Source organism: Chitinophaga sp. YR573, assembly GCF_900110995.1.
In the GTDB taxonomy this organism is placed as follows: domain Bacteria; phylum Bacteroidota; class Bacteroidia; order Chitinophagales; family Chitinophagaceae; genus Chitinophaga.
The window spans coordinates 3,298,888-3,323,751 of the sequence record NZ_FOJF01000001.1; the positions used below are offsets into that span (position 1 = coordinate 3,298,888).

General features: G+C 42.0%; 17 protein-coding genes. 12 read left to right on the plus strand and 5 right to left on the minus strand.

Features of this window, described 5'->3' with window-relative positions; genetic code table 11:
- Nucleotides 1–287 precede the first annotated feature (287 nt).
- Both BMW86_RS13895 and BMW86_RS13900 read right to left on the minus strand, forming a co-directional pair.
- A complete protein-coding gene (locus BMW86_RS13895) occupies nucleotides 288–1,022 on the minus strand; it encodes a DUF6515 family protein (protein WP_143056569.1) in 735 nt (244 codons plus the stop codon).
- 119 nt (nucleotides 1,023–1,141) lie between these two features.
- Nucleotides 1,142–1,798: a GIY-YIG nuclease family protein gene (locus BMW86_RS13900; RefSeq protein ID WP_089782343.1), complete on the minus strand. Its 657-nt coding sequence runs from the start codon at nucleotides 1,796–1,798 to the stop codon at nucleotides 1,142–1,144.
- 243 nt (nucleotides 1,799–2,041) lie between these two features.
- On the opposite strand from BMW86_RS13900, the gene BMW86_RS13905 reads away from it, so the two are divergent.
- Genes BMW86_RS13905 through BMW86_RS13915 form a run of 3 tightly spaced genes read left to right on the plus strand, consistent with a single transcriptional unit; the run spans nucleotide 2,042 to nucleotide 6,937 of the window.
- Nucleotides 2,042–3,763, plus strand: a complete 1,722-nt coding sequence (locus BMW86_RS13905; RefSeq protein ID WP_089782344.1) for an McrB family protein — start codon at nucleotides 2,042–2,044, stop codon at nucleotides 3,761–3,763.
- Nucleotide 3,764: 1 nt separating this feature from the next.
- The gene (locus tag BMW86_RS13910) at nucleotides 3,765–6,023 is read left to right on the plus strand and encodes a DUF2357 domain-containing protein (protein ID WP_089782345.1); all 2,259 of its coding nucleotides are present in this window, start codon (nucleotides 3,765–3,767) and stop codon (nucleotides 6,021–6,023) included.
- 17 nt (nucleotides 6,024–6,040) lie between these two features.
- Nucleotides 6,041–6,937, plus strand: a complete 897-nt coding sequence (locus BMW86_RS13915; protein ID WP_089782346.1) for an aldo/keto reductase — start codon at nucleotides 6,041–6,043, stop codon at nucleotides 6,935–6,937.
- A 69-nt stretch (nucleotides 6,938–7,006) separates the two neighbouring features.
- Here the strand turns inward: BMW86_RS13915 and BMW86_RS13920 are convergent, their stop codons facing one another.
- Nucleotides 7,007–8,569: a S41 family peptidase gene (locus tag BMW86_RS13920; protein WP_089782347.1), complete on the minus strand. Its 1,563-nt coding sequence runs from the start codon at nucleotides 8,567–8,569 to the stop codon at nucleotides 7,007–7,009.
- A gap of 513 nt (nucleotides 8,570–9,082) precedes the next feature.
- Between BMW86_RS13920 and BMW86_RS13925 the strand changes: the two genes are divergently transcribed.
- From BMW86_RS13925 to BMW86_RS13945, 5 genes are all read left to right on the plus strand, one after another.
- Entirely contained in the window at nucleotides 9,083–11,371 is a 2,289-nt protein-coding gene (locus BMW86_RS13925) for a GH92 family glycosyl hydrolase (protein WP_089782348.1), read from the plus strand.
- A gap of 105 nt (nucleotides 11,372–11,476) precedes the next feature.
- Entirely contained in the window at nucleotides 11,477–12,286 is an 810-nt protein-coding gene (locus BMW86_RS13930; RefSeq protein ID WP_089782349.1) for an N-acetylmuramoyl-L-alanine amidase, read from the plus strand.
- Between the two features lie 2 nt (nucleotides 12,287–12,288).
- Nucleotides 12,289–13,035, plus strand: a complete 747-nt coding sequence (locus tag BMW86_RS13935) for a hypothetical protein (RefSeq protein ID WP_089782350.1) — start codon at nucleotides 12,289–12,291, stop codon at nucleotides 13,033–13,035.
- A 303-nt stretch (nucleotides 13,036–13,338) separates the two neighbouring features.
- Nucleotides 13,339–16,527 (plus strand): SusC/RagA family TonB-linked outer membrane protein, encoded by a 3,189-nt coding sequence (locus BMW86_RS13940; protein ID WP_089782351.1) that lies wholly within the window; start codon nucleotides 13,339–13,341, stop codon nucleotides 16,525–16,527.
- A 20-nt stretch (nucleotides 16,528–16,547) separates the two neighbouring features.
- Nucleotides 16,548–17,981: a SusD/RagB family nutrient-binding outer membrane lipoprotein gene (locus tag BMW86_RS13945; RefSeq protein WP_089782352.1), complete on the plus strand. Its 1,434-nt coding sequence runs from the start codon at nucleotides 16,548–16,550 to the stop codon at nucleotides 17,979–17,981.
- A gap of 171 nt (nucleotides 17,982–18,152) precedes the next feature.
- Here BMW86_RS13945 and BMW86_RS13950 read toward each other — a convergent pair whose 3' ends face one another.
- Both BMW86_RS13950 and BMW86_RS13955 read right to left on the minus strand, forming a co-directional pair.
- Nucleotides 18,153–18,938: an SDR family oxidoreductase gene (locus BMW86_RS13950; RefSeq protein WP_089782353.1), complete on the minus strand. Its 786-nt coding sequence runs from the start codon at nucleotides 18,936–18,938 to the stop codon at nucleotides 18,153–18,155.
- Nucleotides 18,939–19,013: 75 nt separating this feature from the next.
- Nucleotides 19,014–20,138 (minus strand): acyltransferase family protein, encoded by a 1,125-nt coding sequence (locus BMW86_RS13955; RefSeq protein WP_177189264.1) that lies wholly within the window; start codon nucleotides 20,136–20,138, stop codon nucleotides 19,014–19,016.
- Between the two features lie 111 nt (nucleotides 20,139–20,249).
- Here BMW86_RS13955 and BMW86_RS13960 point away from each other — a divergent pair, with 111 nt between their 5' ends.
- The 4 genes from BMW86_RS13960 (at nucleotide 20,250) to BMW86_RS13975 (ending at nucleotide 24,816) form a co-directional block, all read left to right on the plus strand.
- A complete protein-coding gene (locus BMW86_RS13960) occupies nucleotides 20,250–21,275 on the plus strand; it encodes a LacI family DNA-binding transcriptional regulator (RefSeq protein WP_089782355.1) in 1,026 nt (341 codons plus the stop codon).
- A 236-nt stretch (nucleotides 21,276–21,511) separates the two neighbouring features.
- Nucleotides 21,512–22,558, plus strand: coding sequence for a glycoside hydrolase 5 family protein (locus BMW86_RS13965; protein WP_089782356.1), 1,047 nt, complete (start codon nucleotides 21,512–21,514; stop codon nucleotides 22,556–22,558).
- A 21-nt stretch (nucleotides 22,559–22,579) separates the two neighbouring features.
- Nucleotides 22,580–23,746 (plus strand): galactokinase, encoded by a 1,167-nt coding sequence (galK, locus tag BMW86_RS13970; RefSeq protein WP_089782357.1) that lies wholly within the window; start codon nucleotides 22,580–22,582, stop codon nucleotides 23,744–23,746.
- A 2-nt stretch (nucleotides 23,747–23,748) separates the two neighbouring features.
- On the plus strand, nucleotides 23,749–24,816 hold the full coding sequence (locus BMW86_RS13975) for a UDP-glucose--hexose-1-phosphate uridylyltransferase (RefSeq protein ID WP_089782358.1): 1,068 nt from the start codon (nucleotides 23,749–23,751) through the stop codon (nucleotides 24,814–24,816).
- The last annotated feature ends 48 nt before the right edge of the window (nucleotides 24,817–24,864 follow it).

The window sequence follows — 24,864 nt, forward strand, 5'->3', positions numbered from 1 at the left end:
TCGTTGTAGGAAGTAGTGGGTTCCATAAAAATAGCATAAAGACGGTTATCGGTTATTTTTGAGATACATTCACAGTTAGGGTACTTAGAATGTTAAAGCTTTCTTAAAGCTACTAAAATCTTCTCAATAAAACTAGCTTAAGTTCCGATTTAGGGTACTATCGTAACAGAAAGGTAATATTTAAATATTTTCACATGAATAGTTGACTGCGTAATTCCCGGCTAAAAATGACGGGTGGAATATAATAGCGAACTACTATATTCCACCCGTAAATTTCTATCTCCTTCTTAATTCCCTGCAGACATCTTGCCTACAATTTTGTAACCTCTGGAATTGTCCGGATTAGTTACTTCCTGGTAGTACATTCCGTCCGGAGAAACATATAACTGCTGACCATTAATTTCTACGCCTCTGCTACCACTGGGCAACTGTGCCATGACCGTTTCCTGTGGAGGAGTGGTTGGTTGCTGCTGCTGTTCCTGGGGTTGCTGTCCCTGCTGCTGATCTGAAGAACCATTGTCCAGCTGACCATTTTTACCAACTACCACGTATTTGGTAACGTTGTCCTGTACTATTTCCTGGTACAGGGTACCATTTTTCTGATAATAGGTATTTCCGTCTATCGTTACTGTTTCTGCATGTTTAGGCAGGGTAGGTACGACCACTCCCATAGGAGGATCTACTACCTGGTATTCATCTACTTTTTGCTGTTGATCGTAGTACGGCTGGTAGAATGTACCGTCGTAATAGTAGTAAGGGCCAAAGCCGGTATTAAATGTCAGGAAGCCGTAAGGTAATATTCCCATTGTGAATCCTATTGGCGGACCATAGAAGCGATAGTGAGGTCTGTAGTAGTAACCAGGAGAGTGGTAGTACCCTCCGAATCCACCGCCATAAACACCTACGCCTACGCTAACTCTTGGGCCTGCTGAGAAACGTCCTCCTCCCATGGCAAAATGCCCTCTGCCTCCACGCTGTGCGAATGCTGTAATACTTACAAGGGCCATAAGTATTGTGAGCATATATATTTTCGTTTTCATCTTCTGGTCTATTGACTGTTTATAAGTTAGATAGCTATCTAACGTTGAGGTTTAACAAATAGTCTATTTTAACATTTTTTATATAACCAGAAGATGAAGGTTTAATACAGTTGATTCCTGAGGATTCTTTTGATCATCTGTACGGTAGTGCGGCTGATTTGTCCTTTATATCTTTCCAGTATAGCTGATTCGCTGATGCCTTCTCCGAGGTCATTGACGATTTTCAGCCATTTACTCAGGAATTCTGAGTTAGGGGTACGGTATTTTAAGAGTCGTCTTACGGTTTCTATAACGGCTTTGGCAACAGTTCCTTCATGCAGTTCGAATACTTCGTCTGTATTTAATCCCAGTTCAATATCCTGGGCAACACGGGAATAGTCCTGTAAGTATTTTTCGTTGGCTTCCATTACCTGGAGCAGAGGATTGTCGCTGTAATGAATGGTTGCATACTTCCGAGCCTGTTTATGCAGGTTGGTTACTGCATAGCTGCGGGCAATATTATCACAGATAACGAGGTCGTCTTTATTGAGTTCAAACCATTCTCCTTTTACACGTTTATGCTGAAATATGATATGCAGGCATTCTTCCAGGTCCGACATGTTTGCGGAGGCATATTGCCTGATAACGCGGAACATAACGGGCAGGTGGGTATGATAGGAAGCGAGACGCTTTTGAAGATCCTGGGTTTTACCGATCTTATAAAGGTTCTTTCCTGTATTAATGATATAGACACATTTTCCGATCGCTATTTGCTCCATAATTTTTTAGGGGATGACAATCGTATACAAGGTTATTTATGCAAATGTGGACAAAATTTTTAAGAAAATGATGGTTTGAGGCTAAAATGATTACTTAAGCATCATCTGTTAGTATTGAATTTTCATTCTAATATTACCAATCTTATATTGATCCGTTAGTGTGCATATCGTATTGATAATCATATAATTATTTGTTTTTTTGAAGATAGAAACTCTTAAATTTGATTTAAACGACCTCGAAAAATGGAAAACATACAGATATGCGAAATAAAGGGAGGGAAGAATAAGGATTATCCTCACATCCTATCTCATGATGGAAAATATATATTCTCATGTTCAGATAGATTAGACACTTATCATCCAGGCGCTAAAGTCTTCTATATATGTAAGCATCTGAATAAGGCATTTTTTACAGAGGTAATGGGAGAGGAGATTTATACCAAATATAATTTTCATCTGGATGAATGGGTTTTTGAATATGAAGAGCATGAGTATATCGCTAGGAAAGATGATGTTTTGCTGGTAATGTATGTGATGAGTGAAAGGAGTATTCCGTCTGACTGGGCATGGATGAGATCATTAGGAACTAACTATGGTTACCCAATATGGAATGCTGAAATTGACAATCCTCAGGGAAGACTGGGAAGGGTAAATGATTTGCAGAGGATATTTAAGAATGGGGCAGCATCCGATCTTTTAGAAGATTGTAGTAAAAAATTACTAGGACTGACGGATATAGTAACTACAAATGTTAAAGAAACGGACATTAATTTGGGAAATACACGACTGACTTTTTATGAGCAATCGGGTGATGTAAGTATCACAGAAGAGGTACGGGTACAAAATACAATAGACTTTAAAGATAAATACCGGCAGATTTTAATGGCAGTTAAGGCAAAACCATTTGTGCTGCTTGCCGGAATAAGTGGTGTGGGGAAATCAAGCATGATACGTACACTCGCTTACAAGACCTGTACGGAGAAAGAACTGCAATATCCTGACAGACCAGGCAATTTTGAGTTAATAAAGGTGAAGCCTGATTGGTATGACTCTTCTGAATTAATGGGTTATACTTTACAAAGAGAAGGAATACTCAGGTATTATCCTACTGCTTTTATCCGATTTATTATAAAAGCATGGCGTTATGCACAGGTTCCTTTTTGGTTATGCCTGGATGAAATGAACCTTGCAAAAGTTGAACAATATTTTGCAGAATTCCTTAGCATTATTGAAACCCGACGCTTTCATGAAGGACAAATTTACTCGGATGCCTTTATTAGCAAGGAAAATATATTGTCATACAGTAATGACGATCCTTCTTTCTGGTTAAGCTTAGGATTAGAAAATGATGAGGTTCTGCGTCAGCAGTTTCTTTCATTAGGGATTACGATGCCGCCTAACCTTATTGTGATGGGCACTGTCAATATGGATGAGACAACGCATTCCTTTAGCCGGAAGGTGTTGGACAGGGCTATGACCATTGAGATGAATGAAGTAGATCTGAATAAGGGGCTTGGCTTAGCGGATAACGACTGGGAATATCCCGATGTATATATCAGTGCTGATTTTTTTCAGGGTCAATTACAGGATGCAAATACTGCATATAATGAAAACCCTGATGCCGGCCGGAAGATTATAAAAGAATTGGAAGAGATAAACAGCATATTAATTAATTCTCCTTTCAGATTTGCCTATCGCGTAAGAAATGAGATATTAATTTATTGCGCATATAATGCAGTATTACAGCCTCCAAAGACCACTTCGAGAAAATGGTTATTCACTTGCCTGGATGAAATGATTATGATGAAAATATTATCCAGGATAGAAGGGAATGAAAACAAATGTGGTAATGTAATTAAAGCGCTGTTAGAGAAGATTGATACTAAATTTCCGGAAAGCCATAAGAAGCTGTTGCAAATGCAAATCCAATTAAATAATAGTGGTTACACTTCATTTTGGAATTAATATGGACGTAATAATTATCAGACACACAGATTTTCTGATCCAGGTGTCGGAAGAGGAAGAGGATACAGATGGTTATTTTCACGAAACATTTATTAAAACGAAGGAAAGAGATACAGAAGAGTATTTCGTCACAGAATACTTATTCTCAGATATGCCTTTGCTGGAGGAATTCTCTATATGGGATCCTGTAAAAGATGATTTGAACAAGGGGAAGATTACAGCAGTTAAGCATCCGGTTTTTTTCGAAAACAGGCTGTACCGTATTAACGTAGAATTTCTGAGTGATATATCTAATCCAAGGATCTATTCTAAAGATAAAAAGGTCACAAGAGTATTTAAAGTAAAGGAAACAACATACGGAGCGTTTATAGTTTGGGGGACTGCCTGTTTTAAAAATGACGTTGGCTTTTTTGATTTGAATATCAATTATGATGCGGGGACTATTCCCAAAACAGTTATTTTCAGATTTGAAATATTTTCAGTAAGGATGACCCTGAAAAAACATTTCCCAGTGATGATAAATGATATTGAAGTTATTTATCCCCGGCTGGTACTTGACTATATGAAGATCTCTTATCATAATACTGATAGTGTTCCCGGAGGGTATAGTGATATGTTGTGGTGGATATTTTTTGATAACATTTATAAACGTATTCTTCGCAATTTTCAAGTCATTTTCGAGCATCCACATAATCAGTATACAAGAGTAGAGAAGGCAAAGAGATTAAGAGACATAAGGATTGTTACAGATAAGTTGCAAGAAAAAATAGAGCGATATTCCGGGGACCCTAATAAATACTTTGTTGTACATGGGAGCCTCCCCCTGGAAGACAATTATGAGAACCGTTTTGTGAAATTTGTGCTGAAAGATATTATTGATAAGTTTCAGCGGATATATAAACGGGTGAATGCACATGAAGTCTGTAAACAGATGACAAATGAGTATAGAGCACAACTGGAATTTGCTTATAAAGCATTGGGCCGGATGCCTGAACATCCTTTTTTTCGGGTAGTTGGGGATATAGATACTGTAGAAAAGGTTACATATGTACTCGCTAATAAGAACGGATATGATGCGCTACGTCAAGACTGGGAAAAATTAAAGAAAGGGTACCGGTTGTTTGAAGGACTGTATGAAATAGAGTTGAAGAATATTGACTATTTATATATGCTATGGTGTTTCCTTGAAATGGTGGCATTAATTAAATCAATGGGTGGTAAAAAGGTTAAAGTGATAAAAATGCCAGAAACTATGCCGGACCAATTCATTTTGTCTGCGGACAAGGATATGAGTTCCCGGATCATATTTGAATTTGATAATGGAGATGTTGTAGAACTATACCAGGAACTACTATATGATAACAAATTTGATAAAAATGATTCAGGGGCAGTGATAGGATCAGTGCGCCCGGATATTGTGCTAAGAGTGAGGAAGAGAGATCTTCCGGATAAACTATACCTCACTTATCTCTTCAATGCTAAATATAGAGTGGTCAAATCTGAAGATGCTAATCTGCCTGATCTTCCCTACAGTACCGATATGGACCGTTTGCATATGTACCGGGATATAATCTATTACAGAGAAAAAGGCAAAAACAAACTGAGCAAGGAAGTAATGGGGATATACCTTTTATATCCCGGGCATGGTACTCTTGAACAAATAGAGAATATGAACAGTCAAATGCCACCTGATGCTTGTGGTATTCCATTCTGTCCTGGACAGGACGTGACTAACGGCTTGTTAAAAGACCGGATTTCGTATATTATCAATACGGAAGCTGTAAAATTACTCAGGGAGACCCATCCTCAGAAGGGAAAAGAATATAAGAGAGATGAAACATTTGTTTTTATTCCGTTTATAAAAAAAGAGGATATCGCGCAGATCTATTATCTGGAAAATACGGAGATGCCATTCTTTGATTATAAATCATTTCTTCCTGCCCTGGGAGAAGGAACGCTTCGTTATTTCGCTCATTATGTGGAAGGCAAAGGGGTTAAATATATTTATGAGATTGTAAGTCATTACTGGAAGGCCAGGAAAGATGTATATCCCCCTGATCATGAGTTATTTCAGGATGAAACAAGGAAATGTCTGGTATTAAAACTGGACAATAAAAGGACATTGGATGAATATCTGCAGATCAAAGGGGTAGTGAGTAATATAAGATATACGAAAATGGAATATATTAACAATCCTGTAAATGGATTCATAAAAACAATCACAGAAAGGGATACGCTGTTAGGTGGGGAGAATTCATAAATTCTTAACTTAGGCCCATGAACTACAGAATCCTGGGCAACTCTAACCTTGATATCAGCGAAATCGGCTTTGGATGTATGTCTTTAGGCGATAGCACTGCTGACAATATCTCCCTGGTGCATAACGCACTGGACAAAGGCATCAACTTCTTTGATACCGCAGATCTCTATCAGCATGGACAAAATGAAGCACAACTTGGGAAAGCCCTGGAAAGTAGACGTGAAGAGGCGATCATTGCCACTAAAGTAGGTAACCAGTGGAAAAGCGATGGCAGCGGATGGGAATGGAATACCAACAGGAAATATATACTCAAGGCAGTAGAAGAAAGCCTGCGCCGGTTGAAAACTGATTATATAGATCTTTACCAGTTGCATGGTGGTACTATGGAAGATCCTATTGATGATGTCATAGAAACCTTTGAGCTGTTACAGCAACAAGGTAAAATCAGGTATTATGGTATTTCCTCTATCAGGCCCAATGTGATCCGTGAATATGTGAAACGCTCAAATATCACAAGCGTAATGATGCAGTACAGTCTGCTGGACAGAAGACCTGAAGAAAGTATGTTGCCATTACTGCATAATGAACATATAGGGTTATTGGTGAGAGGTGCTATTGCTAAAGGATTGCTGGCTGGTAAACCCGCTGAACCTTACTTTAATTATAAAGAAGAAGAGATCACAGAAGCGGCGAAGGCGGTGGCGAATTTATCCGGTCCGGAACGAAGTCCTGCACAGACAGCACTGAGGTTTGTACTGGAACAGCCAGTGGTTAGTTCTGCAGTGGTAGGTATACGGACATTGCTACAACTGGAAGAAGTGGCCGGTGTTTCTGATACACCTATGCTGGCACCCGCAGGTATACAGGTGTTGAAAAATGCACTGACGGTTAACTACTATGATCAACACAGATAAATAAAAAAACTGGCGCAATCAGAAGAACGTTCTTCTGGTTGCGCCAGTTGCATATAAGTATAAGAAAGATTAGTTCTTTAAGCGTTTACCCAGTCTGTAATCCACCATGCCATTGAAGCGTGGAGATGCAATAGAGGTAGGTATGGAAGCCCGCAGGTTAAGCGTACTTGTAGCAGTACGTGCAGAAGCCCTTGTAAAACTACCATTGCTGATATAATTGAATATATATTCCAGGTTGTTGTCGTTGGTATTACCCCATGGAACATTGATATAATCATAGGCCGCCTGATCTGGCGCTATACCGGAATAATAACCGCCAACGTGATTTGCATTTTGGGTAGCAAAGTTAATAGCGTATAAATCGGCCAGGTATTTCTCGGTATGCGTGCTATCATATTTGTTGATCGTAAAGGTGATGAACCCTACAGGTTTACCATAAGTACTGTCACCCACCAGTTTCACACTCATATAAGGCTTCAGGTTGTTCAGCGTTAATTCGCTGGCAGAAGCCGTGTTTTTGGATGTGATGAAGAACACGTTGTTTAATGCAAGGCCGCCTGTGGTGGAAGGGAAGTTTACACTGGCTTCCAGTCCGGCTTCATCCATATTGGCAGTCAGCTTGTCGTTGTAGAGATAGTAATACATTGCTTTGGAGGCAGCTGATGCCGGCGCGATAGCGCTGTCCAGGTATTCCGCAGTAGTAACAGACCCTCCACCGTTGTAACGAAGATCCACAATCAGGTTGGTAACACCAGATGATTTGAACTTCGCAAACAGGTTGTCGAGTATCGTTTTGGTATTGGTGTAGGCGCCCTGGGTATTTATTGTGCTGGTGAAAGTGTAGAATACAAAGTAGCCGGTTTTTTGTCCGCCAATAGTGTAGGTGGTATCGAATAATACCGGATTGATATTGTAAGTACCGGCGTTTACGGTGTAAGTGTTAACGGCTTTGGTATATCCTTTTGTCACCTTGAGGGTAACAGAGCTGGAGTTATAGATAGCGTTCACTACTTTGGTTGTATGGGCACCGGAAGAACCATCGTAGGAGATAGCGGTATCCCCGTTGATAGCTGTGATTTCATCACCACGGGTGAGGCCCTGCAAACCTGCCGGGGAGTTTTTATCTGCGTAGAGGATGTAGAGGTATGTTTTGGTACCATCAGAAGCGTAGCTTACTTCCATCCCTAAGCTGCCGGTAGCACTTATTTTCTTATTTACCTCAGAAACACCGTCTTGCAGAGCGCTGGAAAGAGAGCCGGTACGGTCCAGGAAGCTATATCTGTCCAGGGCAGTGGTACCTGTTCCTGTAGAGTATGTTTTCATCACTTCCAGCAGGGCATCTGCGGTGGCGTATGTACTGCTTAAGGGGTTCAGGGTAGGCACCTGTGAATACCAGTAGTAAGTCGGCAGGGAAGTGGTGGTACTGCGGCCACCGTCTACATAAGATACCTGCATGGTGTGATACATGAGGTATTTCAAAGAATCTTCATCTGTAACCGCGGTGGTGGTACCTGTACCACCGGTTGTATCTGTACCGGATTTGCTATCCTTACGGCAGGCTACAAACACACTGCTGCAAAAAGTGCTGATAAGCACGACCCTTAAAGCGACTGAGGTAAAAGATCTATTCATGATATAATTTTAAAAACTATGGAGGATTGGGGTTTACTGAACGCAGGAAGAATATTTACTCTCTATAATAAATTAACGATACAATGTCAGTTTCGTATTTCTCAGGTAGATACTAAGTTAACAAAAAGTTTATCACTCTCTCTTTATCAACTTCATACAAACTAACGACAGAATGTGTTTACTCAGTATAAAAAAAAGCGTATACTGATTTTTAATCGGTGAATGACTATAATCGATCGATTTAAGTCATGTCAGGGAACAGGGACCATGCCTACAGATACTACCATATTTCCTCACTCCCTCACAATTGGACTCCCTTTACCCCAACAAGGTTTAGTCCGTTACCCGTGAAAACACATATTAATTAATAATATGAAGATATGCTAAAACAATTTAGCCTTGCTACTGGCGATGATGTAGCATTTAGGCCGTTTATAAAATAAACCGTATTTTTTCTCCCGAAAAGCTATTTTTACAGACTTTATACATGCTAAAATTCCAGAAGATCTCAACATGAAGACAATCCTCTTTTCCGCGCTTATGCTGGCTACCTGCTACGTAAATGCTCAAACCGTGAACAGCGTAGCTGATCCTGTAGAGTGGGTAAACCCACTGATGGGAACAGCCTCAAAAGGATCGCTGTCCACCGGTAATACTTATCCTGCCATCGCATGCCCCTGGGGTATGAATTTTTGGATGCCACAAACCGGCAGAATGGGAGATGGCTGGGCTTATACCTATGATTCTGACAAACTGCGTGGTTTTAAGCAAACTCACCAGCCTAGTCCATGGATCAATGACTATGGCCAGTTCGCTATCATGCCAGTTACAGGTAAAGTGAAATTCAAAGAAGATGACAGGGCCAGCTGGTTCTCCCACAAAGCAGAAGTTTCCCGTCCTTATTATTATAGCGTATACCTGGCAGATCATGATGTGACCACAGAAATCACACCTACTGAAAGAGCCGCTGTAATACGCTTTACCTTTCCTAAAACAGACAGTGCTTTTGTAGTAATCGATGCACTCGACAAGGGCTCTTACATCAAAGTACTGGCTGCTGAACATAAAATCATTGGTTATACTACCAAGAACAGCGGAGGTGTACCTTCTAACTTTAAGAACTACTTCGAACTGACCTTCGACAAGCCTTTTACCTTCGTATCTACCTTTAAAAATGGTACTTTATACAGAGGCGAAGCAGAAGCTAAGGAAAATCATGTAGGTGCCGTAATCGGTTTTGCTACTATGAAGGGTGAAAAGGTGAATGTAAAAGTAGCATCCTCTTTCATCAGCCCTGAACAGGCTGCGCTGAACCTGCAACAGGAAGTTGGTAATAGCTCTTTCGACGTGGTGAAAGCCAAAGCGAAAGCTGCCTGGAACAAAGAACTGGGCAGAATTGCTGTAGAAGGTGGTACTTCCGAACAGGTCCGTACTTTCTACTCCTGCCTGTACCGTGCTATGCTGTTCCCCCGTAAGTTCTACGAAATGGACGCACAGGGTAAAGTAATGCACTACAGCCCTTACAATGGCCAGGTATTACCAGGTTACATGTTTACAGATAACGGTTTCTGGGATACTTTCCGCGCTACCTTCCCATTCTTCAACATGATGTACCCATCCATGAACTCCCATATTATGGAAGGTCTGGTGAATGCATATAAAGAAAGTGGCTGGTTACCTGAGTGGGCAAGCCCCGGTCACCGCGATTGTATGATCGGTTCCAACTCTGCTTCCCTGATTGCAGATGCTTACTTAAAAGGCGTAAGAGGTTTTGATATCAATACCGCTTATGAAGCTTTGATCAAGAACAGTAATAATTCCGGTCCGCTTACTTCTGTAGGTCGCGCTGGTGTGAAATACTACAATGAACTGGGTTATGTTCCTTACGATGTAGATATCAATGAGAATACTGCCCGTACATTGGAATACTCTTATGACGACTTTACTATTTACAAGCTGGCAAAGGAACTGAAACGCCCTGCTGCTGAAATAGAAAGGTTTGCCAAACAAGCCCGCAACTACAGGAACGTATTTGATCCTGAAACTAAGCTGATGCGTGGTAAGAACAAGGATGGTAAATTCCAGACTCCTTTCAATCCGTTCAAATGGGGTGATGCATTCACTGAAGGGAACAGCTGGCATTATACCTGGTCCGTATTCCATGACATCCAGGGGCTTGAAACCCTGATGGGTGGAAAGGATATGTTCGTGAAAATGCTGGATTCCGTATTCACTATGCCTCCGGTATATGACGACAGTTACTATGGTGGTACTATCCATGAGATCCGCGAAATGCAGATCATGAATATGGGTCAGTATGCACATGGTAATCAGCCTATTCAGCACATGATCTATCTGTATAACTATGCAGGTCAGCCATGGAAAACCCAGTATTGGGTGAGAGAAGTAATGAACCGCCTCTATACAGCAACACCAGATGGTTATTGCGGTGATGAGGATAACGGACAAACTTCTGCCTGGTATGTGTTCAGTGCATTGGGATATTATCCTGTTTGTCCTGGTACACAGCAGTATGTACTTGGTGCCCCGCTGTTTAAGAAGACGACTATCACCTTCGAAAACGGCAAGAAACTGGTATTGTCTGCTCCTAAAAACAGCGCAGAAAACCGTTATGTAAAGGCGGTAACATTCAATGCGAAGCCTTACACCAACAACTGGCTGGATCATAACGAAATGATGAAGGGTGGTATCATCACTTTTGATATGGATGCAGTGCCTAACAAAAACAGAGGAACTGCAGATAAGGATGCTCCTTATTCTCTTTCTCAGGAGTTGAAATAAGTAATCAAATTATATATGAACCGGCTCCTTCTGCAGGAGCCGGTTTTTTTATTCCTGCTGATGGCACCGGTTTTGCATTAGTCAGATAATCATTAACTTAATACAATGAAAGCGTTTTCCCATTTATTGCTGCTGTTGGCAGTAGTTGTTATATATAGTTGTGCGCATCAGCCTTACGCTGCTACTAATAAAGTATACCGTAAACAGGCAAAACAATATGCCAATATTATAAAGCAGCAGCCGGTGAATGATATTCCGCCGGTATCTGCCTGGATAGGGACCACCAATTTTAACCTGCGTAAGCCTAATTACGTGATTATCCATCATACAGCACAAGGCTCCTGTGATAGTACCTTCCGTACTTTTACCCTGACAAGTACACAAGTGAGCGCACACTATGTAATATGCAGCGATGGTTCTGTGCATCATATGCTGAACGATTACCTGCGGGCCTGGCATGCGGGCATTGCCAAATGGGGTAATGTAACGGATATGAACTCTGCCTCTATTGGTATTGAGCTGGATAATAACGGATTTCAGCCTTTTCAACCACAACAGATCAATAGTCTGATTGTATTGCTGGATACCCTGCGTCACCGGTACAATATTCCTACGGCTAATTTTATCGGGCATGGAGATATTGCTCCTTCCCGGAAGGTAGATCCCAGTGCTTATTTCCCCTGGCAACAACTGGCAGAGAAAGGTTTTGGGTTGTGGTATGATACTACTGCCATTACAGTACCGGAAGGCTTTAATGCTTTACAGGCCCTGCGTATAATAGGGTATGATACAAGAGACAGCAGTGCTACGATTAAAGCATTTAAAAGACATTTCATTCCTGCGGATTCTACTACCGGTAATAATCTGGATGAGGGAGAAAAGAAAATATTAATCAGTATCATGCAAAAAAGCTAATTATGATCAGATATTGTTTCCTGCTGTTGTTTATTTCCTCTGCAGCTTTTGCCCAGAGAGGGGAGTGGTATACTTACAGCACAGGTAAAGCGCCATTGTGCCATCTTACTATTAACGATGATGAGATGATAGTGGAAAGGATGGACCCTGCCTTTCGTCAGGTGAAAATGATGGGACGCACAAGCAAAGCTGATGAGCAGGAACATATGGAGATTGTGAAGAAAGTGAATGCAAATGACAGAGTGTATATGATACACCTCTCTTCTGATAACCTCTACTTCTGTACAACTTTAAAATACTTTAAGAAACAGGATTCCCTGCAAATGTTCTGTGCGGACGGAGCAGATGATGGGTATAAATCTATTGATGAGGCAGTGGCTGCTGCCAGGAAAGACACCGGCACACATTTCAGTATTACATTATATAGAAAGGAAAAGCTACAATCGCAAAAACATTATACTCCTGTTGCTAAAATCACGGAAGTGGAGTTCCGGGCTGCTTTACAGCAATTTACCCAACAGATGGACCAGTTCTGGCAATACAGAGGTTATGGAAGATATGAGCCTTATCATGCCTGGACTAACCTCATCTATGGCAATGCATTTGCCGCTTCTTTTGACCCCCGATATGATAAATTAACCCTGGACGCCAAAAATCTGAAAGCCCCCATTACCCAATATGGCAATGATCCTGCTATTAAAAAACTGCTGCAGGATGCCGGTTTATTAGCCGAGGATGCAGTTAAATGATTGAATCTATTCTAGTTTGCATGTTATTTTGTCTTATTTAGTCTACTTGTTTTGTAGATTAATAAAAGTTATGTTAATTTTGCCCTGAATTAACGAAGAGATAAATGTTCACAACCTATATTTTTAATAGGGGCGCTGCTACCGGCGTCTGTACTGGTCCAACTGAGTTTGCCATAAATCACCTGGTACCTTCGGGGTGTTGTATCTAATTATCACTGATTAAATAATCAATCTATAACGACTGCTGCCGCTTCCCGCGGTGGCCTGGCAATGCTTTGCCTTCCATCTTTAAAACTGATACAAATGAATAAACAATTACAAATCCTGTTACTGCTATTATTCGGACTGCAGGCTGCTTATGCACAGGATTCAAAGATTACGGGGGTAGTGACTTCCAAATCAGATGCCCAGCGTATCCCTGGAGCAGTTATTACCGTAAAAGGAACTTCCCGCGGCGTACAGGCGGATGTTGATGGAAAGTACTCCATTACTGCCGGCGCTAACGATACACTCCATTTTTCTTTTATTGGTTATGGTGCGGTAGATAAAGTAGTTGGCAACAACAAAACAATCAATGTTGGACTTGAAAGTTCTGAAAGCCATTTGAATGAAGTTGTAGTAACGGCATTGGGTATTTCCCGGGAAAAACGTTCCCTGGGTTATGCTGTACAGGAGCTGAAATCAAAAGATATTGCGGAAGCAAGAGAAAGCAACCTGGTAAATGCACTGGCAGGTAAGATTGCCGGTGTAACCGTGACTAACAGTCAGGGTAACCTTGGATCTTCCCGTATCATTATCCGTGGAGAGACTTCCATCGCTGGTAACAATCAGCCTTTATTTATTATAGATGGAGTACCGGTAGATAACAGTCAGCTGGGTATTGGTACTGGTCGTGATTTTGCCAATGCCATTGCGGATATCAATCCTGATGACATTGAATCACTGAACGTACTGAAAGGACCGAATGCCGCCGCATTGTATGGTTCCCGCGCCTCTGCAGGGGTATTGGTTATTAAAACCAAAACCGGCAAAGGACAAAAAGGACTAGGTATAACAGTAAATTCCGGTGCTACTTTTGAAAGCCTGCTGGTATTACCTACTTATCAGAACTCATACGGACAGGGTTCCGGCGGACAATTCTCTTATGTAGATGGTAAAGGCGGTGGATTGAATGATGGTGTGGATGAGAGCTGGGGACCTAAGATGGATGGCCGTTTAATCAAACAGTTTTTCTCTAATGGAGAAGCTGTACCGTTTGTTGCACATCCTGATAACGTAAAAGATTTCTATAAAACAGGTTACACCTTAAATAATGGATTGTCTGTTGGTGGTAGTAATGATAAAATGGATTACCGTTTTTCTTACAACAATACCAAACAAACGGGCATCCTGCCTAATACCGGTATCACCCGTAATACTTTCACCATTAATAATACTTACCGTATCACACCTAAGTTAACGTTAAGTACTTTCGCTAACTATACAAGAGCGGGTGCTGATAACCTACCAGGTGTGGATGGTAAACGTGGTAACAGTGTTACATTGCAGTTCATCTGGTTTGGCCGCCAGGTAGATACCCGTTTACTGCGTAATTATAAGAATGCAGATGGTACGGATTTCAACTGGAACCATAGTTACTACAGCAATCCTTACTGGATACAGAATGAAAATACCGTTGGTCAGCTGCGTAACCGTTTCCTTGGTAATGCACGGCTGTCTTATCAGGTATTGGACTGGCTCTCTGCCAATATACGTATAGGTACAGATACTTATAATGATAAGCGTAAATACAAAGTAGCTTATTATACAAATGGTACACCGTATGGTTCTTATACAGAAGATAACTACGTGGTAACAGAAACCAATGCAGAGGCTACATTAAATGCCAACAAGAAAATAAATCACGATTTTACTATTGATGGATTGGTAGGTGGTAATATCCGTACCAACCAGTACGAGCAGAACTATCAGCAGGCGCCCAGACTGGCAGTGAAAGATGTGTATACACTTAACAACTCAAGAGATGCGTTGATCTCCACCAGTTATTTATCCCGTTTAAAAGTATATAGTGCTTTTGCTTCCGCACAATTATCATTCAGGGATTATGCATTCCTGAACGTAACAGCGCGTAACGACTGGTCATCTACTTTGCCAGTTAATAATAACTCTTATTTCTATCCTTCTGTAAATGCAAGTGTGGTACTGAGTGATGCATTACATATTTCAGGTCCTGTGTTATCTATGTTAAAGATCAGAGGTGGCTGGGCTGAAGTAGGTAAGGATACCGATCCATATCGCATTGTCAATACTTATCCTTTTAATCAGCCTTTTGGCAGCGCTCCGCTGGAAACTGTGAGTGATAAATATTATTCGAAAGATCTGAAACCTGAGATTACACGATCTACAGAAGTTGGTCTGGAAGCAGCTTTCCTGAATAACCGTATCAGAACAGATATCACTTATTATACTTCCAGCAGCTTTAACCAGATTCTGCTGGCGGATGTAAGTGCTTCAACAGGAAACTTACAAAGACAATTAAATGGTGGGCAGATTAATAACCACGGTGTGGAAGTAACATTGGGTGTAACGCCTGTATCTACTGCTTCCGGTTTCCGTTGGGATGTTAATTTCAACTATGCAAGAAATGTGAGTAAAGTGATAGAGCTGGATAAAGAAGGTTTACTGAATAATTATGTACTGGGTAGTTCCGGTAACATACAAGTATTGGCCAGCAAGGGACAACGTTATGGCGCTTTATATGGTAAGGCTTACAAACGTAATGATCAGGGACAGATACTGGTGAGTGCAAGTGGTACACCTGTGATTGCAGATGATAAAAAAATACTGGGTTATTTTACGCCGAAATGGACAGGTAGTGTAAACAATGCATTCTCTTTCAAGGGCATCTCTCTTAGCTTTTTGATCGATACACGTCAGGGTGGTCAAATCTGGTCAGGTACTAACTACACCGGTATTTATACAGGTGTGCTGGCAGCAAGTATGCCGGGCCGTGATCAAGAACATGGTGGCCTGCCTTATTACTATGCAAATAATAATCAGCAGGGAACAGCTATCAAACTGGATAATCATTCAACACCTGCACCTAATGGAGAAACCGTATATCATGACGGGATCATCTTTGATGGGGTAGCTGCTGCTGATGGTAAAAAGAATACAGCCATTTTACCTGCACAGCGTTACTACAAATCAGTGTACAGCAGCTCTCTGAATGAAAGCAGTGTATATGATGCTTCTTTCATCAAACTGCGTGAAGTAAAACTGGGTTATGCACTGCCACAGGAATTGACTCACAAATGGGGTTTACAGGGTGTAAACGTTACTGTTACAGCACGTAACCTCTGGTACATCGACAAGAAAGTACCGAACATCGATCCTGAAACAGCATTCAATACAGGGAACGGACAGGGACTTGAAACATTGCAGATCCCTACTGTACGCAGCTTAGGTGTTAATCTGAAAGTAACGTTCTAATCACTATTAAAAAGAAGATCATGAAATTATTCAAATATATATTTTGGGTGGCAGGTGCAGGACTGATATTAACAGGATGCAGCAAGAGCCTGGAAAAGATTAACAGGAACCCTAATGAAGCAGAGACGGTGCAACCGGATTATCTGCTGACGAATGGTATCAAAGCAAATGTAGATACCTACTGGGGTACCGATGCATCTATGGAAACAAGCACGCTGTATGTACAGTACTGGGCTAAGATCCAATATACAGATCCTGATAAATATATTCCTGCTGCTACCAGTATTCAAACTGTGTGGAACAATTTCTATGCACAGGGTATAAAGGATTTTACCACGCTTGCGCAGTTGGGAGATAGCTTACACAATCCAAATTACAAGGCAGTAGCGTTGATCATGCGTTCCTGGATTTTCCAGACACTGACAGACCTGTATGGAGATGTTCCTTATTCTCAGGCGGGGGATATCGAAAAATATCCGACTCCCAAATATGATGCACAGAAAGATGTGTATACCGGGATACTGGCAGAACTGAAAACTGCTGTAGGGCTGATTAGTCCGGCAGATAATCCTATTTCCGGAGATATACTCTACAATGGAGATCTGACGAAGTGGAAAAAGTTTGCGAATTCATTACGCCTGCGTATAGCCCTGCGAATTTCAGACCGTGAATTTGCTACAGCGAAGGTTGTATTTGATGAGATAGGAGCAGATGATGCAGGACTTATTGCTTCAAATGCACAGAATGCACAACTTATTTACCAGGCTTCTCCTAACCAGAACCCGGTATCCAAAAACAGGGAAACCCGTAGTGACTACCGTATCAGCAAAAGTATTGTAGATAAATTACGATCATTTAATGATCCCCGTTTAAGTATTTATGCTGCTTTGCCAAGGGATACCAATGTAATTATAGGAGTTACAAACGGATTACCTACCGATTCTGCATCCCGTTTAGGATTGTATAAAACTTCAGATGTGGGGGCTGCATTTACTATCAATACAGCGCCGGCAGTATTGTTCAATTATGCAGAACTGTTGTTTATTAAAGCAGAAGCTGCTCAGCGTGGTTTGTTGTCTGGTGATGCGGCTGATCTGTATGCACAGGCAGTAACTGCTTCATTGAAACAGTATGGTATCAGTGATGCGGCTGTATCAGCTTATCTTTTACAGCCAGGAGTGGTATACAATAGTGCTAATTACAAGCAGTCTATAGGAGAGCAGAAATGGCTGGCTTTATTTGGAGACGGGCTGGAAGGTTTTGCAGAATGGCGCAGGCTGGATTATCCTGTACTTACACCGGCTTACCAGGGAAATTTAGGTGGTAAGATTCCTTTCAGGCTGACTTATCCTTCAGGGGAACAGGCATTGAATGCTGTGAGTTATAAAGCAGCAATAGTTAATCAGGGGGCTGATCAGCTGATCACTCCGTTATGGTTTGATGTACAACAGTAAATAAAACAACCGGGAAGAGTTTTCCCGGTTGCGTAAATACTTTTCCGTTTTTGCTTTACTTAATAAATAAGGAATCTGGAACTTTACATTCTAATCAGATACACACTTGTTCAATTTGTAATAGTAAAAGTGATGAAATCAGGCCCTGGCATCTGCCGGGGCTTTTTCTTTTTACAATACCGGTGTTTTGCCTCCATCTACAGTAAGATTAATGCCTGTGATATAACCCGCAGCAGGAGAAGCCAGGAAAGCAACTGCAGCTGCTATCTCTTTAGGATCACCAAAGCGTTTCATGGGAATTTCACTTAGCAGTTCTTCCTCTATAGTACTGAGAGAGGTGTTACGTTTGGCAGCCATAGATATCATCAGGCTATCCAGGCGGGCTGTATTGGTAGAGCCGGGTAATACGTTGTTGACGGTAATGCCGTAGGGGGCGAGTTCACCGGCCAGTGTTTTGGCCCAGGAAGCAACAGCCCAGCGGACAGTATTGGAAACGCCCAGGTTTTTAAGCGGGGCTTTTACCGAAGTGGAGATGATATTAATAATTCGTCCGTAACCGGCGGCGGTCATTCCGGAGATAACAGCCTGTACCAGGATGTGGTTGCATACAAGGTGTTGCTGGAAGGTATCTGTGAATTCGTGGGTATCAGCATCAATGAGTGGCCCCGCTTTGGGGCCACCCGTATTATTGACTAATATATGTACCGCCCTGCGGTTGGTAATCTCTTTGATGGCGTCTTCTACCTGTTTGGTATCCCGAAAGTCGGCGATCAGGTAGCTGTGTTCCTGAAGATGCTCGGTTGCCAGTGATTCAACTGCGGTTTGCAGGCTTTCTTTATTCCTTGCTAACAACACACATTCTGCGCCTAAAAATGCCAGTTCTTTGGCTGTAGCTAACCCGATACCCTGGGTACTACCACAGATGAGCGCGGTTTTTCCTTTTAACGAAAGTTCCATACTAATTCTAACTAAAAATAAGCAATGCTAGCAAAGCACGTTGGGTTCACAAGGCTAATATAAGCATATCATACATTACACACGTACGTATATACGTTTTTTGTCCAGGATTTTACCCACACTCCAGCAAAACAGCATATAAGTGAGGGCAAAAATCAGGGACCCTACTTTTCCGGGAGCGATGGGCTGGAATATGTGAATATTCAACCATGCAAACACGGATACCGTACCTATTGTAAAGAAGCTCAGAAAAATAACACCTACCTCAGATAAGAGGTAGAGGAACAGTGGATTCTTCCCGAATACGGTGAAGAAGCTGGTCCAGCCTGTGGAATTTTTAAAGTCTATTATATAAATGAGTAATGAGATGATCAGCAGATCTATACCTACGGTATTGAGAACAAAGGAGCTGGTCCATAATTTTTTGTTGACAGGGAACTGTGTATTCCATAACCAGGCTATCAGGATGAGAATAGCTCCGGCAGTGATCAGCCGGGTAATACCCTGTGGCGTTTTTCCTTTTTCCTGGATAAAGAGCCCTGCAAGGTAACCTGCAATAACATTTACAATAGCCGGTAATGTGCTGAGGATACCTTCAGGATCAAAAGCAAAGCCTTCGCCATGGTAGAGATGGCTATCGCCCATGATAAATTGATCTACGTATAAAGCAGCGTTACTGTGTATTTCATAAGGAGCACCTGGTTCTCCAAAAGCATACATGATGGCCCAGTAACCCAGCAGTAAAACAGCGCTCACTATCAACAATGCTTTTTTAGGCAGGTAATGTATCAGTAAGGAAGCAAAACAATAACACAGTGCTATACGTTGTAATACACCTAAGATGCGGGTATCTGAAATGGGAATAAACTCCCAGTGACCATCTGCACCAGTACGGACGAAAGGTAACCAGTACATGATGAATCCCAGTAAGAAGATGAGGAGCGTACGACGGAAGATTTTGGATAATACGGTTGCATTGCCCATTTGCTGGTACTTACGCATACTGAAGCTCATGGCATTCCCTACCGCAAAGAGAAAGGACGGGAATACGAGATCCGTAGGTGTAAATCCATGCCACCGGGCATGCTCCAGTGGAGCGAAGATATCATTCGTACCCGGTGTGTTTACGATGATCATAAAACAAACAGTCAAGCCCCTGAAAACATCCAGAGGTAGGAAGCGTTGCGGTGTTGTTTGCATAATTAGTTATTAGCTAGTTATAAATATAATACAAGAATTCCCGCTATGCAATTAGAAAATTTGACATATTTCCGATTCATTTGTATACATTAGTATTAAACACAGCCCTTATTGAACCACAAAGTCACTATAGCAGATATCGCCAGGGAGCTGAATCTGACGGGAGCTACCGTTTCCCGGGCGTTAAATAACCGGAAAGGAACCAGTGAAGATACCCGGAGATTAGTGCAGGAAGCAGCAGAGCGTCTGAACTACCGGCGGGACAGGATTGCGTATTCTCTCCGTTCCGGCAGGACTAATATCATCGGCGTAATCATCCCCAGTGCAGAAATCAATTTCTTCGGTTCCGTAGTACATGGAATAGAAAGCATGGCCAACCAGCATGGCTATAGTGTGCTTATATACCAGTCCAATGAACAGCCGGAGTATGAGAAAAAAGGAATAGAAACCTTTTTAAGCAGCCGTGTGGATGGTATCCTGGCTTCTATTGCCAAAGAAACTACCGAGTTCTCACATTATCTCGAAATAAAGGAAAGGGGCGTTCCGCTCGTATTCTTTGACCGTGCCAATGATAGTCTCAATATTCCTTCTGTGGTAATTGATGACTATAAAGGGGCCTATTTTGCTACTGAACACCTGATCAGGCAGGGATACAAAAGAATTGCCCATATAGCAGGGCAACAGCACCTGAAAATATTTAAAGACCGGCTGGACGGTTATAAGGGTGCGCTTACCGCTTATGGTATTACGGTAGAGGATGAGCTGGTGTATTTCGGGAATGTGTCCATAGAATCCGGCAGACAGGCTATTCAGCACCTATTGTCATTGTCTCAGCCACCGGACGCTGTATTTGCTGTAGAGGACTTTACCGCTTTAGGCGCTGTAAAGGAATTAAAAGATAAAAAGATAGAGATCCCGGAAGCCTTTGGAGTGGTAGGATTTGCCAATGAATCTTTTGATGAACATATTACCCCCAGTCTTTCCAGTATAGATCAGCAAACGGTACAGATGGGTAAAGAAGCCTTTAAGTTGCTGATGGAACTAATTGAAGATAAAGGAGATGTACAGGTTCAAAAGCGGACCAAAATAGTGCTTGAGCCTGTTACCGCATTCCGCCAGTCATCAATGAGGAGATAACTCCTCTTGTATAATTGAAAGTAAACGATTACATTTATTGACTGTTACAATTCCTCTTGATTATAATCTATTGATATTCAACGTTTTGATTTAAAATGAATAGAGAGATAAGATTTTAATGCAACTTTATTGTAATCGTTTACGTAAATCATATAAATTTGAATATTGATTCCACTTTTTAATGATTCCATGATGAAATAAATACCATCTTTTTATAGCTCCACAAAAATGCAAGTATGAAACTGAAACTTTTTCTATTTGTACTCCTGGCGGCAACATCGGCCAATGTTGCTTTTGCTCAGAGAAGTACATGGTCTAAAAAGAAAGCAGCCCGATGGTATCGTCATCACGACTGGCAACGAGGCTCCAACTTTATCCCCGGCAATGCTATTAACCAGCTGGAGATGTGGCAGGCAGCTTCCTTTGACACTGCAGTTATTAACCGTGATCTGGGATATGCCGCTTCTATCGGATTGAATTCTATGAGGGTATTCCTGCATCATGCAGCCTGGGAACAAGACCCGCAAGGTTTTAAACAGCGGATGAACACTTACCTGACCATTGCTAATAGTCATGGTATTTCAACTTTGTTTGTGTTGTTTGACGATTGCTGGAATAATAATTATCACTATGGTACACAGCCTGTTCCTAAAGTGGGTGTTCATAATTCCGGCTGGTTGCAGGACCCCGGGTTCCGTCATGAACCAACAGATACACTGGAAAGATATGTGAAGGATGTACTGACGACTTTCCGTAAGGATAAACGCATCCTGTTGTGGGACCTCTATAATGAACCGGGTAACTCGGATTATAAGGATAAGAGTTTCCCGCTGTTAAAAGCGGTGTTTACCTGGGCACATGAAGTGAAGACGAAACAACCTGTTTCTGCCGGTGTATGGAGTGAGCAGCTGACTGCATTGAATGTATTCCAGCTGAATAATTCAGATGTGATCACTTATCATAATTATGCGGATGAGAAGGAACATAAGAAAGCGATAGATACACTGCGTAATTACGGTCGTCCGCTTATTTGTACAGAATATATGGCGCGTACCCGTGGCAGCCGTTTTGCGAATATTATGCCATTGCTGAAAAGCGAGCATGTGGCTGCATATAACTGGGGACTGGTATCCGGTAAAACGAATACTATTTATGCCTGGGATAGTCCGATGCCGGATGGTAAAGAACCCCCGGTATGGTTTCATGACATCTTCCGTGCTGATGGAACACCTTTCAGTGCAGAAGAAGTTACGCTGATCAAATCATTAACAGGGAAAGAATAATAAATTATAAAACAATTCATAGTGGAGCAAGCAAAATTAAGCGCTTTCAGTCAGCAGCATTTTGATCAGGAGCCTATCATGGTAAGGGCTGCCGGGCGTATTAACCTCATTGGAGAACATACGGATTACAATAACGGCTTTGTGTTGCCAGCCGCTATAGACAAGGCAATTTACCTTGCTATAGTAAAGCGTAACGACCGGCAGATCGTGATGCATGCACTGGATATAGATGATCACTACACTGGCAGCCTTGATCTGTTAAAACCTACTGTACAGCAATGGCCTGATTACCTGCTGGGTGTTGTTCAGCAACTCCAGAAACGTGGTCATATCATTGGTGGATTCGAATGTGCATTCTGCGGTAATGTACCCCTGGGCGCCGGCCTTTCATCCTCCGCTGCACTCGAATGTGCTACTGTATATGCTTTGAATGAGTTATTTAGCCTGGGCATCGGCCGCAGGGATATGGCCCTGTTATCTCAGGCTGCAGAGAATGAGTTTGTGGGTGTTCGTTGTGGGATCATGGACCAGTTCGCAAGTATGTTTGGCAAGAAACAGCAATTGATCAAACTGGATTGTGCTTCTCTTGAATATGAATATATTCCTTTCAACTTTGATGATGTAAGTCTGGTATTATTAGATACGCAGGTGAAACATTCCCTGGCTTCTTCTGAATACAATACCCGTCGTGCAGAGTGTGAGCAGGGTGTGGCGCTTATCAAAAAACATCATCCCGAAGTAAACAGTTTACGTGATGCTTCTATGGGGATGCTGGATGAATATGTGAAGTCGTACAATGCAATAACATATAACCGTTGCCGGTATGTAGTAGAAGAGATACAGCGTTTGCAGGATGCTTGTGTAGATCTGCAGCATGATGATCTTGTTTCATTCGGTAAGAAGGTATTTGCTACTCATGAAGGGCTGGACAAACTGTATAATGTAAGTTGTCCTGAGCTGAACTGGCTGGCTGAATTTGCCGGTGGTGAAAGTGGTGTGTTAGGCGCCCGTATGATGGGTGGAGGCTTTGGTGGCTGTACAATCAATATTGTAAAGAAATCTGCTGTACCTGCATTGCTGGAGAAAGCCGCGGCAGGATATGAGCAACAATTTAAAGTACCTCTCAAAGCTTATGTAACGAGCATTGAAGATGGTTGTCGTACCGTGAATGATCTAGTTAATAATTAAGTATGTCTGAAAATCCCTTTGACCTGACAGCGCACCCGCATACCCGCCTGAATATCCTTACAGGTGAATGGGTGCTGGTTTCTCCGCATCGTTCCAAACGTCCCTGGCAGGGGAAAGTAGAAGCTCCTGCACTGGGGCAGCGACCTTCTTACGTGGATGATTGTTACTTATGTCCGGGTAATACCCGTGCAGACGGAACAAAGAACACCGCTTATGAAGGACCGATTGCCTTTACCAATGATTTCTCTGCTTTGTTATCTGATACGCCCGCTGGTGGTGTAGATGATGATGGCCTTTTTGTAGCACGTTCTCAGAAGGGTATTTGTAAGGTAGTGTGTTTCAGTCCGAGACATGATCTTACATTGCCGGAAATGGAAGTGCCTGAAATCCGCAAAGTAGTAGACCTGTGGTGTACTGAGTTGAAAGAGCTGGCAGCAGTGCCTTTCATCAAATACATACAGATCTTTGAGAATAAGGGAGAGATCATGGGATGTAGTAATCCTCATCCGCATGGTCAGATATGGGCATCGGAAGATGTGCCGATGGAGATTGAAAAAGAATCCCGTGAGCAGCTGAAGTATTATCAGCAACATGGTAAGAGTTTATTATCAGCTTATTTAGATAAAGAGCTGAAAGCAGGAGAGCGCGTGATTGCCGAGAATGATCATTTTGCTGCTGTAGTGCCTTTCTGGGCAGTATGGCCTTATGAGGCGATGATCATCAGTCGCAGGCATGTACAGAACCTGTTGCAGTTTACAGCTGCTGAAAAGGAAGGCCTGGCCGATATCTTAAAGCAACTGACTACGCGGTATGATAACCTGTTTGAGACGTCTTTCCCGTATTCTGCGGGTATGCATCAGGCGCCTTTTAACAGTGGTGATCATCCGGAGTGGCACTGGCATATGCATTTTTATCCGCCGTTGCTGCGTTCTGCTACTGTAAAGAAATTTATGGTGGGCTATGAAATGCTGGCAAATCCTCAGCGGGATATTACGCCGGAATATGCAGCAGCGAGGCTGCGTGCATTGCCTTTAGTGCATTATAAAACAGCAGTTAAGCAACTAGTATAATATTTTTTTTTGATTCTAACAATGTGCAGGGGCGGCCGTTTGGCGGCC